Genomic DNA, 15,323 nt, shown 5'->3' on the forward strand with positions numbered 1-15,323 from the left:
GGGCCGCCACCACCGTCAAGGGCAGGCTGCGCGCCGACCTCGACCGGCGTTACCTTCAGGCACATGCCCAGGGCCGGGTGCGGGTGGTTGCCGGGCGCTCGGCGGACTTCTACGGTCCCGGTGTCCTGAACTCGACCCTGGGCGGGGCGGTGTTCCCGGCGGCCCTGACGGGGGGCGAGGTCATGACGATCCTCGACACCAGCTTGCCGCACAGCTACACCTCTATCGGCGACGTGGCGCGGGGGCTGGCGACCCTGGGCGAGCGTTCCGAGGGGGACGGGCGCATCTGGCACCTGCCGACCGCGCCCGCCCGCTCCACGGACGAGGTGCTCGAACTGGTCGCCCAGGCGGTGGGGCGTCCGCTGCGGATTCACAACCTGCGGCGGGCCGAGGCCTACGGGCCCTTCGACCAGACCTTTATGGACAGCTACGCGGAGATGCTCTACCAGCACCGCCTTCCGCAGAACATGGTGTCCACCGCCTTCGAGCGTCAGTTCGGCGTTCACCCGACGCCGCTGGCGCAGGGAATCGCGCAGACCGTGGCGTGGTACCGCGACTTCCTGGTCGGGCAGGCCCAACCCGCCTGAACGGGTGTCGCCAAACCCTTCGAGGGACGTGACCTCGAACCTCTCGCAGGGATGTGCGAGCCCGGGTCACCCTGGCCCTCAGTTCAGCGCCGCCGGGGCCTGGCCCTGTTCCCGCAGCAGGGCGATGTCCCGGGCCGGGGCGTTCCCGAACAGTCGCCCGTATTCGCGGATGAACTGCGAGGAACTCACGTACCCCACCTGACGGCTCGCGGTGGTCACGTCCAGCCCCCCGACCAGCATCAGGCGCCGCGCTTCCCGCAGCCGCAGGTTCTTCTGGAATTGCAGGGGGCTCACGTTCGTCACCGCCCTGAACTGCCGGTGGAACGCCGACGGACTCAAGTGCACCAGCTCGGCCAGCAGCTCCACGTTCATGGGCTGGTCGAAGTGCTCCCGCACCCAGTTCACCGCTCTTGCCACCCGCTGCACGTGCGATTCCGTCTGCCCCAGTTGCGCGACCCGGCCCCCGACCGGACTGCACAGCAGGCGGATCACGATTTCATCCACGGCCATCGGCGCCAGGAGGGCCATCTGCCGTGGGTCCGTCATGGAGGCCAGCAGCCGGACCGCGGCGTTCACGATCTCCGCCGTTGCCTCCCCCAGGTACACGCCCCCATGTTCCCGCACGGGGGGCAGACCGTCCGGGAACACCTTGAAGGCCAGTTCCGCCACCCGGGGTGGGTCCAGGTCCAGGATCAGACCCAGGTACGGCTCGTCGTACCTCGCCCGCACCACCTCACCGGCCATCGGCAGTTCGACCGAGCACAGCAGCATCCGCGACGTGTCGTACTCGTACACCTCCGGGCCCAGAAACACCCGCTTCGCCCCCTGGGCCACGATGCACACGGAGGGCCGAAACATCCCGTGCACCAGATCGGTATTCGGCCGTGAGGCGCGCACCACGTGGACCCCCGGGAACGGGAGGTCGTGTCGCCCGTCGAACGGCGCCGCCTGCTCCAGCAACCGGGCGAGCGGCAGCAACTCCGTTCTCGTCGGGACCTGGGGGACCGGGCCGCCGGGACGGGGAGAGGGGTGCGGCCCGCTCAAGTCACGCGCGTTGGAAGACGCCATGACTCGATTCTGTCAGGGGAGGAGCGCTTCGCCCACACCCGGGGACGGAGAGGGGCAGGATCAGGCAGAAACCGGGCAGGAACAGGTCACCGGGTGACCCGGCGATCCAGAACACTGGGACCACCCGGCAACGGGGGCGACCAACGCCTGCCCGACCGGGGAATGAGCCGTTGACCCGGCCCGGAGGGGCAACCCTCCCCGTGAGGATCAGCGTCCAGCAGGAGGACAAATGCAAAGCGTCAAACTGAACAATGGTGTGGAGATGCCCATCCTGGGCTTCGGCGTGTTCCAGATTCCGGACGCCGCCGAGTGCGAACGGGCCGTCAGCGACGCCCTGGAAGTCGGCTACCGATTGATCGACACGGCGGCGTCCTACGGCAACGAGGAAGCTGTCGGCCGGGCTATCCGGAACAGCGGCCTGCCCCGGGAAGAACTGTTCGTGACCACCAAGCTCTGGATTCAGGATGCGGGCGAGCAGAAAGCAGCCGCCGCCTTTGGGCGTTCCCTGGACCGCCTGGGACTGGACTATCTGGACCTGTACCTGATTCACCAGCCGCTCGGCGACTACTACGGCGCGTGGCGGGCGATGGAAGCCCTCCAGCGTGAGGGCCGGGTCCGCGCCATCGGCGTGAGCAATTTCTACCCGGATCGTCTGGTGGACCTGATCGACCACAACGAGATCGTTCCCGCCGTGAATCAGGTGGAGACGCACGTGTTCTACCAGCGCAGGGAAGAGCAGGACCGGATGCAGACGCTCGGCGTCCAGATCGAGTCATGGGGGCCGTTTGCCGAGGGGAAGAACAACTTCTTCAGTGACCCCACCCTGACGCGCATCGGTGAGGCGCACGGGAAGTCGGTGGCCCAGGTCGCCCTGCGGTGGCTGATTCAGCGCGGCGTCGTGGTGATTCCGAAATCCGTTCGCAAGGAACGCATGACCCAGAACTTCGAGGTCTTCGATTTCGAGTTGACCCAAGCCGAGATGGACGCCATCACCGGGCTGGACACCGGGAAGAGCCTGTTCTTCGACCACCGTGACCCGGAGATGGTGCACTGGCTGAACACGGCCCGGCGCAACACCGACTGAGGCGTGGGTGCCGAGCAGGAGTGCGCGGCCTGCCCTCATCCATCACCGTGACGGTCTCGCTCAGGGGCGACATGATCCGGGACGTCACGCTCAGGCCGCACACCACCGACCCGACGTTCCTGGACTTGCGGCGCTGGCTCGCCACCGTGATGATCGGCAAGCCGCTCGTGGAGGTGAAGGTGGGCAGACTGGCGGGGTCCAGCGGCATACCCCTCGGGTTCAACGCGGCCCTGGAGCAGATCAGGACCCAGGCAACGCAGGGAGACGACAGATGACGAACGTGCTGATTCTGGGCGCCAATGGTGGCCTGGCCCGCCACACCCTCCCCTTCTTCCTGCGGCAGCCGGACGTGCGGCTCACGCTGTACCTGCGCCGGGCAGGCCGCCTGCCCAACCCTGATTCCAGCCGCGTCACGGTGGTGGAGGGCGACGTGACCGACCTCGCCACCCTGCAAACGGCCATGCGGGGGCAGGACGTGGTGTACGCCAACCTCGCGGGCGACATGAGGCGGCAGGCCGAGACCATCGTGCAGGCTATGCACGCCACCGGGGTCAGGCGCCTCATTTTCATCAGCTCGATGGGCATTTACGGTGAGGTGCCGGGGGAGAAGTACAGCAGCGTCCTCGACCCCTACCGCGACTCGGCGGCGGTGATCGAGGCGTCCGACCTCGACTACACCGTGTTGCGGCCTGGCTGGTTTACCCGTGACAGCGAAGTGAAGTACCAACTCACGCAGAAGGGCGAGCCGTTCAAGGGACACGACGTGTCGTTGAACAGCCTGTCTGACCTGATCGTGAAACTGGCCCGCGACCCGAACCTGCACGCTCGGGAAAGCCTGGGCGTCAGTCGCGGTTAACCTTGAACAAAGGGGAGGAACAGATGCAGAAGCGCGAACTGGGAACGAGCGGTCTCGAAGTCTCGGCGATGGGCCTGGGCTGCATGAGGATGAGCTTCGGCGACCGCCCTACCGACCAGCAGGAGATGATCTCTTTCTTGCACGCGGCGGTCGAGCGGGGTGTCACCTTCTTCGATACCGCCGAGGTCTACGGCCCCTTCACCAATGAGGAACTCGTCGGCGAGGCGCTGGAACCCTACCGGGGTCAGGTCGTCATCGCCACCAAGTTCGGCTTCGAGCCCGGTCCTGACGGCAGACCCTCGCCGCAGAAGGGGACCAACAGCCGCCCCGAGCGCATCCGTCAGGTGGCCGAGGAGTCCCTGAAGCGCCTGCAAGTCGAAGCCCTCGACCTCTTCTACCAGCATCGGCCCGATCCGCAGGTCCCCATCGAGGACGTGGCGGGCACGGTGAAGGAATTGATTCAGGAGGGCAAGGTCAAGCACTTCGGCCTCTCGGAGTCAGATGCGGACACCATCCGCCGCGCCCATGCGGTGCAGCCCGTGACGGCGATTCAGAGTGAATATTCGATCTGGTGGCGCGCGCCCGAGGAGAACGGGGTGCTGGCGGCGTGTGAGGACCTGGGCATCGGCTTCGTGCCCTACAGCCCGCTGGGGCGGGGCTACCTGACGGGCACCATCGACCAGAACACGACCTTCGACCCGTCGGACATCCGCAGCCGCAATCCCCGCTTCACACAGGAGGCGATCCGGGCGAACCAGGGCGTCGTGGACCTGCTCGCCCGGATCGGGGGGCAGCAGGGGGCGACCCCGGCGCAGATCGCCCTCGCGTGGCTACTGGCCCAGAAGCCGTGGATCGTGCCCATTCCGGGGAGCCGCAACCTCTCGCGCCTGGACGAGAACAACGGGGCGGTGGACCTCACCCTCACGCCGGAGGACCTGCGCGACATCGACGAGGCCATGTCGAGGATCACCGTCTTGGGCGACCGATACTAGGCAAACCCCAAGACACCGGCCGCTGGGAGGTGGGACCGCCTTCTGCCCAGGAGGCTGCGGGTGCCCAGCCTCCGCCCCGCCCAGGTGAGGAGGCCGGGGTGGCTCTGGAAGCTGGTGGTTCCGCGTCTGGGAGCTGGACGACCGGCGCCCCACCCACTTGATCCGCGAGGGCGCGTCAGGGCGCTCAGCGTTCGGTGCTCTTCCCCGGTCAGAACCCGTCGTTTCGTTCCAGGGAGGCCCCCGCACGCATGTTGATCTTCGAGACCCTGCTCGGGCTCCTGTTCGGAGCGACACTGCTGTCCATCGTCGCCCGGCGGCTGAACATCCCCTATCCCACCCTGCTCGCGGTGGGTGGGGCGCTCGTCGCCTTCCTTCCGGGCGCGCCCCGCTTCGATCTGCCGCCCGAACTGATCCTGGCGGTGTTCGTCGCCCCCGTCTTGCTGGACGCGGCCTTTGACACCTCGCTGCGGGACCTGCGGGGGAACTGGCGGCCCGTGTTGTCCCTCGCCGTGGTGGCCGTTGGTCTGACCACCGTCGCCGTGGCCGTCACCGCCCGGGTGCTCCTCCCCGATCTTCCCTGGGCCGCCGCCATTGCCCTCGGCGCCCTGGTCGCGCCCCCCGATGCGGTCGCCGCCCTGGCGGTGCTGCGGCAGGTGAATCCGCCCTACCGGCTGCGCAAGATCCTGGAGGGCGAGAGCCTGCTCAACGACGCCTCGGCCCTGCTGATCTACACCCTGGCGGTCGGGGCCGTGACGACCGGGAGTTTCAGCCTCGTGGGGGCGCTGCCGACCTTCGTCCTCGTCGTGTTCGGCAGCGCCCTGGTGGGCTGGCTCCTGGCGTGGCCCATCGGCCGGCTGGTCGAGCCCATCGAGGACGCGCCCACCTCGGTCATCTTTCAGTTCGTGCTCACCTTCGCCCTCTGGCTGCTCGCCGAGCGGCTGGGCCTCTCCGCGGTGGTGACGGTCGTGGTCTACGGCCTCACGGCGGCCAGGCACTCGGCCCTGGCGGCGCGGCTGAGGGTGCCGACCTTTGCCGTCTGGGACGCGGTGACCTTCGTCCTCAACGTCCTGGCCTTTACCCTGATCGGGCTGCAACTCGGGCCGACCCTCGAAGCCCTGAACGCCTCACAACTCCGGCGCTTCCTGATCGCCGCCCTCGTCATCCTGGCGGTGGTGATCGTCGTGCGCCTCGTCTGGGCGTTGGTCTACACCCTGGCGCAGGGGAGGAAGCGTCCGCCGGGTCCGGACCCGTCGCCCGGCTCCACGCCCCTGCCGTCCGCGAAGAGCGGGCTGGTGATCGGCTGGTCGGGGATGCGCGGGATCGTCACGCTGGCGACGGCCCTCGCGCTCCCGGAGGGCTTCCCCGAGCGCGACTTCATTCAACTCGCCGCCTTCGTCGTCGTGCTGGGCACCCTGGTGATCCAGGGCCTGACGCTGCGCCCGCTGCTCCTCCTGCTGCGCCTCCCCAGGGACACGACGGTCGAGACCGAACTCCGCCTGGCGCGGGGCGCGGCGCTGAAGGCCGCCCTGGGGACGCTGGAGGGGGACGACTCGGAAGCCGCCGGACGCCTGCGGCTGGAATACCAGAGGGACCTGGCCCAGGCCCGCAGCGGCGGGGACCCGCACGACACGCCGGACAACGTGCTGCGCCAGCAGGGGGTGGCCGCCGCCCGCCGGACCCTCGCCGAGTTGCGCCGCGCGGGCAAGATCGGGGACGACGCCTACCACCTCGTCGAGGAGGAGCTGGACTGGCTGGAGTTGAGCGCCCGGCCCGCGTCGGCGCCCGCGTAGGGGCGTCCACTGTCCGGTGGGGTGTGGCCGCTCCGCCCCCAGGAAGGCGGCACGGGTGAGGAGGTGCGGCGCTGGCGGCGGCGACGCCGAAGACCTGGGGTTGCCCCTGCACGCAACTACACACGTACAGCCTGAACGTCTTTAGACTGCCCCCCAGCTATGTCTGCGCGTCCCGCCTCCCCCGCAGCCCCCTTCGACGTGCTGGTCCTCGTCCCCCCGGCCAACGGGTTGGCGGCGGTGGCGGCGGTGCTGGCCGATCTGCCCGCCGAGCTGTCCACAGCGGTGCTCGTCGGACCGTCCCTGGGCGGGGAGGTCCCCCCCGTGCAGTCCGTGCAGTCCCTGAGCCGCCACACCCCGCTCCCTCTTCACCCTGCCGAGAACGGCACGGTGCTCCGGCCGGGACACGGCTACGTCAGCCCACCGCAAATGATCCTGGAGGTCAGGCCCGGTGGCCGCTGCGCCGTCACGCCGCCGGAGGGGGAACTGGCCGCGGAGTGCCCACAAGACCGGCTGCTCGCGTCGCTGGCCGTGAGCTGCGGTTCGCGCGCGCTGGCGGTCATCCTGGGTGGAGAGGGGCGCGACGGCGTGACGGGCGCGCGTGCCCTGCGTGGGGTGGGCGGGACGGTGCTGGTCCAGGACCCGGCCACGGCGAACCTCGCCGAGCTGCCGAGCGCGGTGATGGAGGCTGGGGCGGCCGACCGGGTGGTGTCCCCCCGGGACCTCGGCCGCACCGTGACCCGCCTGCTGACGGGGCCGAGCCCGACAGCGCCGCCCGGCGAGGCCGCGCCCGGACGCACCCGCGCCATGCAGGCATCTGGCGAGAGCGAAGAGCAGGCGTTCCTGCTACGCCTCAGCGACGCCCTGCGGCCCCTGGCCGACCCGGGCGCCATCGAGGGCGAGGCGTGCCGGTTGCTGGCCGAGCATCTGGACGTGGACCGCGCCTACTACGTCGAGATGGACGAGGCGGTGGGCGTCGCGCGGGTCGCCCGGGACTGGGTGCGCGGCGGCGCCTCTTCGCTGGCGGGCGAGCACCGGACCTCGGACTTCGGCTGGTCGGTGGCGATCCTGCGGCGTGGGGAGTGCCACGTGGTCGCCGACACGCAGAGCTCGGACCTGGTGCCCCCGGAGGACCGGCCCGCCTCCGCCGCGCTGGGGATCATCGCCTGCATGGGGGCGCCCCTGATCAAGGCGGGGCGGCTGGTGGGGGCACTGTGCGTGACCGCCGCGCACCCGCGGGTGTGGCAGGAGGGCGAGGTCGAGCTGCTGCGCGAGATGGGCGAGCGCGTCTGGGCGGCGGTGGAACGGGCGCGCTCGGAGCAAGCCCTGGCCGAGTCGGAGGAGAAGTACCGAACGCTCTTCCAGTCGATGGATCAGGGGTACTGCGACGCCGAGCTGGTGCGCGACGCGGGCGGCCGTGTCGTGGACGTGCGGTACCTCACCCTCAATCCCGCGTTCGAGCGGATGTTCGGCATCCCGGTGGCGAACGCCGTGGGCCGTCTGGTACGGGAGATCGTCCCCGACCTCGATCCCTGGTGGCTCGAGCCCTACGACCGCATCGCCACGGCGGGGGTGCCGGAGCGCCTGGAGCACGAGGTCTCGGCGCTCGGACGCTGGTTCGAGGTGTATGTGTCTCCGCGCGGCGGCGACCGGCTGACGGTGCTGTACGAGGACATCACCGAGCGAAAACGAGCCGAACAGCGGCAGGCGTTCCTGCTGCGGCTCAGCGACGCCCTGCGGCCGCTGCGCGACGCGACGGCGATCCAGCAGGCCGCGATAGAGGTGCTGGGCGCGCACCTGAACGTGGACCGCGCCTTTTTCACCGAGGTCCTCCCCGACGGCGACACCGTGGTGACCAGGACCGACTACCTGCGCGGCGTGCCCTCCCTCGTCGGCACGATGCGGCTTAGCGACTTCGGCCCCAGGGTGCGCGAGGCGTACGCCGCGGGAAAGACCGTCGTCACGAACGACGTCTTGGTCGACTGGAGCCCCACGGACGCCGAGCGGGCTGCCTACGCCTCCATCCAGTTTGTGGCGGGGATCGGGGTGCCGCTCGTCAAGGAGGGCCGCCTCCTCGGCATCGTCACGGTCCACATGGCGACGCCCCGCGCGTGGCGGGGGGAGGAGGTGTCCCTGCTGGAGGACGTGGCCGAGCGCACGTGGACAGCGGTCGAGCGAGCGCGGGAGGAGACCCTGAGGCAGCAGGCGGAGGAGCTCAACGCCTTTCTGGTCCGCTTCACCGATGCCGTGCGCACGCTCACCGACCCGGAGGCCGTCGCCGAAGTCGCCTGTGGGCTCATCGCCGAACGGCTCGGGGTGGAGCGCGCCTACTGGGCGGAGGTCGACTGGACCACGCGTGAGTATGTCATCGGCCCCTCGGTCCAGGTTCCGGGCGTGCCGGTCATCGAGGGCCGCTTCCCGGTCGACGCCTGGGAGCCGTTCACGTCGCTTCACCTGGCTGGCCTTCCAGTCGTGGTGAACGACACGCAGGCGGATGAGCGCATCCCGCCCGAGGTGAAGGAGAGCTACGTTCAGATCGCGGTCGGCGCGGACCTGGCCGTCCCGGTGGTGGTGGGCGGGAAGCTGCGCTGCACGCTCGCGGCCAACCAGCGCCCCCCGCGCCACTGGAGCGAGGCGGAGGTCGCCCTCGTCCGGGGCCTCGCCGGGCGGTGCTGGTCGGAGGTGGAGCGTGCCCGCGCCGAGGCCGCCCTCACCGAGTCCGAAGGCCGTCTGCGGGCGCTGGTCGAGCACCTGCCCGGCAGCGCGGTCTTCGTGGTGGATCACGACCTGCGGTATGTGCTGGCGCAGGGCGAGGCGTTGGCCCCGGCCAATTTCACGCCGGAGGACCTGATCGGCCGGACCGTCGCCGAGGCCATGGGGCCGGAGCTGGCCCCCGGGTACGAGGCCCTGTACCGTCAGGCCCTCGCGGGGGAGGGGTTCGACTACGAGCACGCGGCGCATGGCCGCACGTTCGTCACCCGGGGCGTGCCGTTGAGGAACGCGGCGGGGAACATCTCCGCGGCCCTGGCCGTGTCCTACGACATCACCGCGCGCAAACGCGCCGAGGAGGCGCTGCGCAAGAATCAGGAGCGTCAGGCCTTCCTGCTGGGGCTCTCCGACACGCTGCGCCCGCTCGCCGACCCCAGCGCGGTCCAGAGCGAGGCCGCCCGCGTGCTCGGGCGTCACCTTGGCGCCAGCCGCGCGTCCTACGCCGAGGTCGAGGCGGATGACGCACATTTCGTCGTCCACCGCGACTACACCAGCGGCGTGCCGAGCTACGCCGGGCGCTACCTCCTCGACGCCTTCGGCCCGGGGTTCGTGCGCGACCTGCGCGCAGGCCGCACGGTCATGCTGGCCGACGCGGAGCGCGACGCGCGGGTGAGCGAGGCGGAGCGCACGGAGGTCTATGCCGCCGGGGCGATTCGCGCCTTCATCGGCGTCCCCCTCGTCAAGGGGGGGCGGCTGGCCGCCGTCTTCAGCCTGCACTTCCCCACGGCGCACGAATGGACGCCGGACGAGGTGGCGCTGGTCGAGGAGGTGGCCGAGCGCACCTGGGCGGCGGTGGAGCGGGCGCGGGCCGAGGAGGAACTGCGGGCGCTGAACGCCACCCTCGAAGAGCGGGTGGAGGAGCGTACCCGCCGCCTCGCCACGCTGAACGCCGAGCTGGCGTCACGCACCCGGGCGCTGGAGGCGTTTGCGGAGCTGACCCGCGACCTTGCCCCGCACCTCGACCCCCACGCCCTGATCCGGCGGGGGCAGGAGATCGCGCTCTCGCTGTTGCCGGGGGGCTTTTCGACCTACTACGAGCCCGAGGGCCCGGTGTGGCGCCTGCGGGCCCAGGTGGGGGACATGTGCAACCCGGCGCTCCAGGCGGCGGTGGACGCCGGGCTTCCGGTGGGGGGGACCCCCAGCCTCGACCGGCCCTGGGCGAGCGGGGTGCCGCTGTTTCAGGGGCAGTATGGCCGGGACACCGACGGGCTGGGCGAGCTGAGGCCGGAGGTGGACGCGGCGGCGACGTTTCCCCTCACGGTGGACGGGGTGCGGCTCGGGCTCTTCGCCGTGGCCCTGTTCAGCGAGCGGGCCTGGTCGGCGCCCGACCGGGCGGTGCTGGAGACGGTCGTGCACAGCCTGGGGCTGGCCCTGGAGCGGGCGGCGGCGGTGCGGGCCCTGGCCGAGGAGCGCGAGGCGTTGGCGGCGTTCGCCCACTTCACCGAGCGGGCCGCAGACACCCGCGAGGTGGCGGCGCTCGTCCGGCAGGCGACGGAGGTGCTCGGGGAGGTGCTCGACGTGGACAGCGCCGTGTACTTCGAGCGGGAGGGGGAGGTCTGGCGGCTGCGCCACGCCTCCGGCTCGCTCGACCCCGACCTCAAGGACGTCCTGGGCCGCGGGGTGCCCGCCGGTCTGCCCGGCTTCGCGCTGCCCGAAGGGCGCCGGGAGCCTCTGTTCTTCGAGCACTGGGACCCGGGCACCCGGGGCATGGCCGCCCCCGTGTCCTTCACGGCGGTGGCCGCCTACCCGCTGTTCCCGCCGGACCACCCCGCCGGGATGCTGAGCATGGCGGTAACGAACCGCCCCACGTGGACCGAGCGCGAGAAGGCGGTGTTCCGGGCCGTGGGGGACAGTTTCCGCCTCGCCCTGGAACGCGCCGCGAGAACACAGCAGATCGAGCGGCAACGCGAGCGCCTCGCGGACCTGAATGCGGAACTGGGCAACTTCATTACCCGCACGGCGCATACCCTGGAGGCGCCCGCCCGGCGACTGGGCCACCTGATGGACCCCGGACGGGCGCTTGATCCGGGGGTCCCGGACGGCCTCTTTCCCTATGATCCGGCGGCGCTGCACGACGAGGTGACGCGGCTCAGGGGAGTCGCCCAGGACCTGCGGCAACTCGCCCGGCTGGAGCAACAGGACGTGGCGAAAGACCTGCTGCCGCTGGGGGAACTGTTCGCGGAGGTGCAGGCGCAGGTGTCCGCCACCCCCCGGGGCAAGCAGGTGTACTGGTTGACCGGGCCGCTTCCCATCGTGCGGGGGGACCGGGCGCTCCTGAAGCAGGCCCTCGAGGTGCTGATGACGTTTACCCTGAGCGAGGCGCGGGGCGCGCGGTACGTGACGGTGGAGAGCCGGGAGGTGGAGGGCGAGGTGCAGGTCACGGTGGAGGACGACGGCCTCGGGCTCACCGGTGAGGAGGCCGCCACCCTCTTCGACCTGGCCGTGCGGACGGACCAGCAGGTGCCTGTGCTGGAGGGAAGCGGCCTGGTGCAGGTCCGGCGGATCCTGGCCCGCCACGGCGGCTGGACGTGGGCCGAAGCGCAGCTCAGCAGCGGCAAGATCGTCCTGGCCCTTCCCAGGGACGAGGCGGTGCAGGGACTCGAGGCCCTCTTCCGTCGGGACAAACCCGGCCAGTGAGCCGGGCCGCAGGTGAAAGGGATCCGGTTCACTCCTCCGGGGGCGATTTGGGCCAGGCGAACCAGAAGGTGGCGCCCTGGTCTACCTTCCCCTCCCCCCAGGCGCGGCCCCCGAAGCGCTCACACAGCCGCCGCACCACCGCCAGCCCCAGGCCCGTGCCCTCGTACACGCCCAGCGGGTGGAGTCTGCCGAACAGTTCGAAGGCCCGGTCCCTGTAGCGCTGGTTGAAGCCTATCCCGTTGTCCTCCACCCCGATGCGGTACTCGGTCTCGTCCTCCTGTACCAGCACCCGCAGCCGGACCTGGGGCCGCGTCCGGGTGAACTTCAGGGCGTTCGACACATACTCGTGCAAGATGAGCTGGAGGGCCTGACTGTCCCCGGCCACCGTGGGCAACGCCTGACTCGTGACCCGAACGTCACGGCCCGCCGTCTGGTCCTGCACGTCCTTGAGCACCTCGTTCAGAGCGCGACCCAGGTCCACGCTCCGCAGCCGGGCGCGCAGGAAACGCACCTGCATGTACAGTTTCAGGGACTCCAGCAGGGCATGGGTCTGCCGCACCGCCTCCTGGGCGTGCAGCAGGTGCCCCGGCGTCTCCGGGTGTTGCTGCATCAGCGTCAGAAAATTCTGGGCGCGGGTGAGGGTGCCCTCCAGTTCCCGCCCGGACTTGAGCACGACGCCCTGGAACTCCTCCCGAAGCTGCCGGAGCCGGAGGGCGCGGTCCTGAAGCTGCTGGTCCTGGACCTGCTGGCTGTCCCACAGGGCGCGGTGCGCCAGCTTGAAGGCCGTCACGTCCGTCAGCGTGAGGTGGCAGACGGGCGCGTCACCGCCGGACAGGTGGAGGCTGGCCTCCAGGGCGACGTCACGGACCTCTCCACCCGGGGTCAGCACCTGGACCTCGCCCGTCTGCCGACCCCGGCCCTCGAACACGCGCGCCAGCAGGGCGTCCAGGGTGGGCTGGGACGCGGGGGTGAGGGACGGAGCGAGGCGGCGGCCCTGGAGGACCTCGCGCGCGGACCCCAGCAGGGCGGCCCCCCGCATGTTCACGTCCAGCAGGCGGCCCTGTAGGCTCAGGAGCACGGCGGCACCGGGACTGTCCCGGAACAGCGCCTGCGCCCGGTGCACCGCCGCCTGGAGGTGCAGCACCTGGGCCTCGAGGGCCTGGAGCCGGGCTTCGAGCGTGGCGGGTGATTCCAGGTGGGTTGCCGTGGCGGGGGAGGCTGGATCGTGGTTCATGGATCACCTGGGGGTGAGCGGCGGTGGGGGGGAAGCTCATCCTACCGCAGATGCCTGCTCGCCCGCCGCCGCATCGCTGGACCCGCGTCCCTGTTCAGCAATGCCGCCGTGAGACTCCGCCGTCATGGGGGCTGTGTGCCCGTGACGCCCGCATAGCCCTGCACGCCCGGTCCTCGTGGTCTGGAACGGTGGCCGGGAGCCCGTCCTCTCGGGGTTCGGGTCGCTCCATCTGCCAGGGCGGGCGACCTTCTTGACCCGCCCTGGAGAGTGTGATGCCCAAATGCTGGGGGCCTGGCGTACGCAGGGTGCGAGATGGTGTCGGGACCCCTGGGGAGTCCACGGCAGTTCAAGCGGGTCGGCCGGATTCTGGTCTCGCCACGCCTCCACAATCCGGCCCAGTGCCCGCGAGCAGGACTCCGCGTCCATCAGGCATTCAAAGGACTGCGCCACACTGCGGCGGGCTTCAGGAAGGGATTTCGGCCGCGCTCGACTGGGGTCGAACCTGCATGGAGCGGCGATGGGTCCCCTTAGCGCTCGTTTTGGCCCGACCTCACCCGCAGGGTGACCCGGTGCGCCCGCAAGATTCGGCGGATCTCCCGCAACGCCTCACGGACCGCTGGCGCGCGGGGCGTCACCTCCCCTCGCACCGTGACGAACCGCTCTGGCCGGACAGCCGGGACAGGTGGGAGCGGCGGCAGGCGGAACACGTGCCCGGGGCCCTGTCCGGTGGCGCGGGTGCTAACGTGAACGGGCTTTCCCTCAACCCGCACGCCCTGCTCCTTTCCCCTGCGAGGCCTTCCTATGACGCAGACCATGACGCAGCCGGTCACGCTCACCGCCCCGGACTTCACCTACGACCTGCTCGTGATCGGCAGCGGGCCCGGCGGGCAGCGCGCGGCCATCCAGGCCGCCAAGCTCGGGCGCCGGGTCGCGGTCGTGGAACGCAAGGCGGTGGTCGGCGGGGTCTGCATCCACACCGGGACGATCCCCTCCAAGACCTTCCGCGAGGCGATCATGCACCTGAGCGGGTACAACGAACGGGGCCTGTACGGCGCGTCCTACGCCGTCAAGGACGACATCAGCATGGCCGACCTGCTGCACCGCACCACCAGCGTGATCGGCCACGAGCTCGACGTGGTGCGCAGCCAGCTCCACCGCAACCGGGTCGAGGTCATCAGCGCGGAGGCGAGCTTCACCGGCCCGCAGACCGTGCGGCTGCGCGACGTGCGGGGTGACGGCTGGCGCGACGTGACCGCGCGGCACATCGTCATCGCGGTGGGCACGCGGGCGGCGCGCGACCCCAGCATCCCCTTCGACGGCAAGCGCATCATCATCAGCGACGACCTGCTGAAGGTGGAGACCCTGCCGCGCACCGTGACCGTCATCGGCGGCGGCGTGATCGGCTGCGAGTACGCCAGCATGTTCGCGGCGCTGGGCGCGCGGGTGACCCTGATCGACAAGCGGCCACGCCTCCTCGAATTCGTCGACCAGGAAATCGTGGACGTGCTGGCCTACCAACTCCGGCAAAACCGCATGACCCTGCGGCTGGGCGAGGCGGTGCGGAGCGTGCGGCCCGTCACCGACCACCTCGGCGACCGGGTGCGGGTCACCCTCGCCAGCGGCAAGGAGGTCACCTCCGACCTGGTGATGTACGCCGTGGGCCGGGTGGGGGTGACCGACCGCCTGAACCTGGAGGCCGCCGGGCTGGGCGCCGACGACCGGGGGCGGATCAACGTGAACGAGCACTACCAGACCGCCCAGCCCCACATCTACGCGGTGGGCGACGTGATCGGCTTTCCCGCGCTGGCGAGCGTCAGCCTGGAACAGGGGAGACTGGCCGCCTGCCACGCCCTGGGGGTGCCGACCCAGAGCGTGCCGCAGCTCTTTCCCTACGGCATCTACACCATCCCCGAGATCTCCACCGTCGGCAAGAGCGAGGAAGAGCTGACGCGCGCGGGCGTGCCCTACGAGGTCGGCAAGGCCCAGTACCGCGAGATCGCGCGGGGTCAGATCATCGGCGACCAGCAGGGCACCCTCAAGCTGATCTTCCACCTGGAGACCCGCGAGTTGCTGGGCGTTCACATCATCGGCTCGGGGGCGGCCGACCTGATCCACATCGGGCAGGCGGTCATGGCTTACGGCGGCACCATCGATTACTTCGTCAACACCGTCTTCAACTATCCCACCCTGGCCGAGTGCTACAAGACCGCGGCCTTCGACGGCATCAATCGCCTGGGTGGCGACCCCGCGCTGGAGCCGAAGTTGGAGCCCGCCGCGGACGTGGGCGCGGTGGTGTGAGAGCCTGTGTG

General features: G+C 70.6%; 10 protein-coding genes. 8 read left to right on the forward strand and 2 right to left on the reverse strand.

What is annotated here, in order from left to right; genetic code table 11:
* Positions 1–587, forward strand: a 587-nt coding sequence (locus IC605_RS22570) for a Rossmann-fold NAD(P)-binding domain-containing protein (RefSeq protein WP_216329221.1), incomplete at its 5' end; no start/stop codon positions are given.
* Positions 588–665: 78 nt separating this feature from the next.
* On the opposite strand, the gene IC605_RS22575 is transcribed toward IC605_RS22570, so the two are convergent.
* Positions 666–1,655 (reverse strand): AraC family transcriptional regulator, encoded by a 990-nt coding sequence (locus tag IC605_RS22575; protein ID WP_216329222.1) that lies wholly within the window; start codon positions 1,653–1,655, stop codon positions 666–668.
* A 229-nt stretch (positions 1,656–1,884) separates the two neighbouring features.
* Here IC605_RS22575 and IC605_RS22580 point away from each other — a divergent pair, with 229 nt between their 5' ends.
* The 6 genes from IC605_RS22580 to IC605_RS22605 all read left to right on the forward strand — a co-directional run bounded on the left by IC605_RS22580 (position 1,885) and on the right by IC605_RS22605 (position 11,780).
* Positions 1,885–2,739 (forward strand): aldo/keto reductase, encoded by an 855-nt coding sequence (locus IC605_RS22580; RefSeq protein WP_216329223.1) that lies wholly within the window; start codon positions 1,885–1,887, stop codon positions 2,737–2,739.
* 71 nt (positions 2,740–2,810) lie between these two features.
* Entirely contained in the window at positions 2,811–3,014 is a 204-nt protein-coding gene (locus IC605_RS22585; protein ID WP_216329225.1) for a hypothetical protein, read from the forward strand.
* A complete protein-coding gene (locus tag IC605_RS22590) occupies positions 3,011–3,595 on the forward strand; it encodes an NAD(P)H-binding protein (protein ID WP_216329227.1) in 585 nt (194 codons plus the stop codon). Before IC605_RS22585 ends, IC605_RS22590 begins: the two co-directional genes overlap by 4 nt.
* Before the next feature lie 23 nt (positions 3,596–3,618).
* A complete protein-coding gene (locus IC605_RS22595) occupies positions 3,619–4,587 on the forward strand; it encodes an aldo/keto reductase (protein WP_216329229.1) in 969 nt (322 codons plus the stop codon).
* A 248-nt stretch (positions 4,588–4,835) separates the two neighbouring features.
* Entirely contained in the window at positions 4,836–6,377 is a 1,542-nt protein-coding gene (locus IC605_RS22600) for a cation:proton antiporter (protein WP_216329231.1), read from the forward strand.
* A 159-nt stretch (positions 6,378–6,536) separates the two neighbouring features.
* Positions 6,537–11,780 (forward strand): GAF domain-containing protein, encoded by a 5,244-nt coding sequence (locus tag IC605_RS22605; RefSeq protein WP_216329232.1) that lies wholly within the window; start codon positions 6,537–6,539, stop codon positions 11,778–11,780.
* A gap of 28 nt (positions 11,781–11,808) precedes the next feature.
* Here the strand turns inward: IC605_RS22605 and IC605_RS22610 are convergent, their stop codons facing one another.
* A complete protein-coding gene (locus IC605_RS22610; RefSeq protein WP_216329235.1) occupies positions 11,809–13,014 on the reverse strand; it encodes a sensor histidine kinase in 1,206 nt (401 codons plus the stop codon).
* A gap of 801 nt (positions 13,015–13,815) precedes the next feature.
* On the opposite strand from IC605_RS22610, the gene sthA reads away from it, so the two are divergent.
* Positions 13,816–15,312: a Si-specific NAD(P)(+) transhydrogenase gene (sthA, locus tag IC605_RS22615; protein ID WP_246581198.1), complete on the forward strand. Its 1,497-nt coding sequence runs from the start codon at positions 13,816–13,818 to the stop codon at positions 15,310–15,312.
* Positions 15,313–15,323: the final 11 nt, after the last annotated feature.

The sequence above is a fragment of the Deinococcus aestuarii genome (assembly GCF_018863415.1).
GTDB lineage: Bacteria > Deinococcota > Deinococci > Deinococcales > Deinococcaceae > Deinococcus > Deinococcus aestuarii.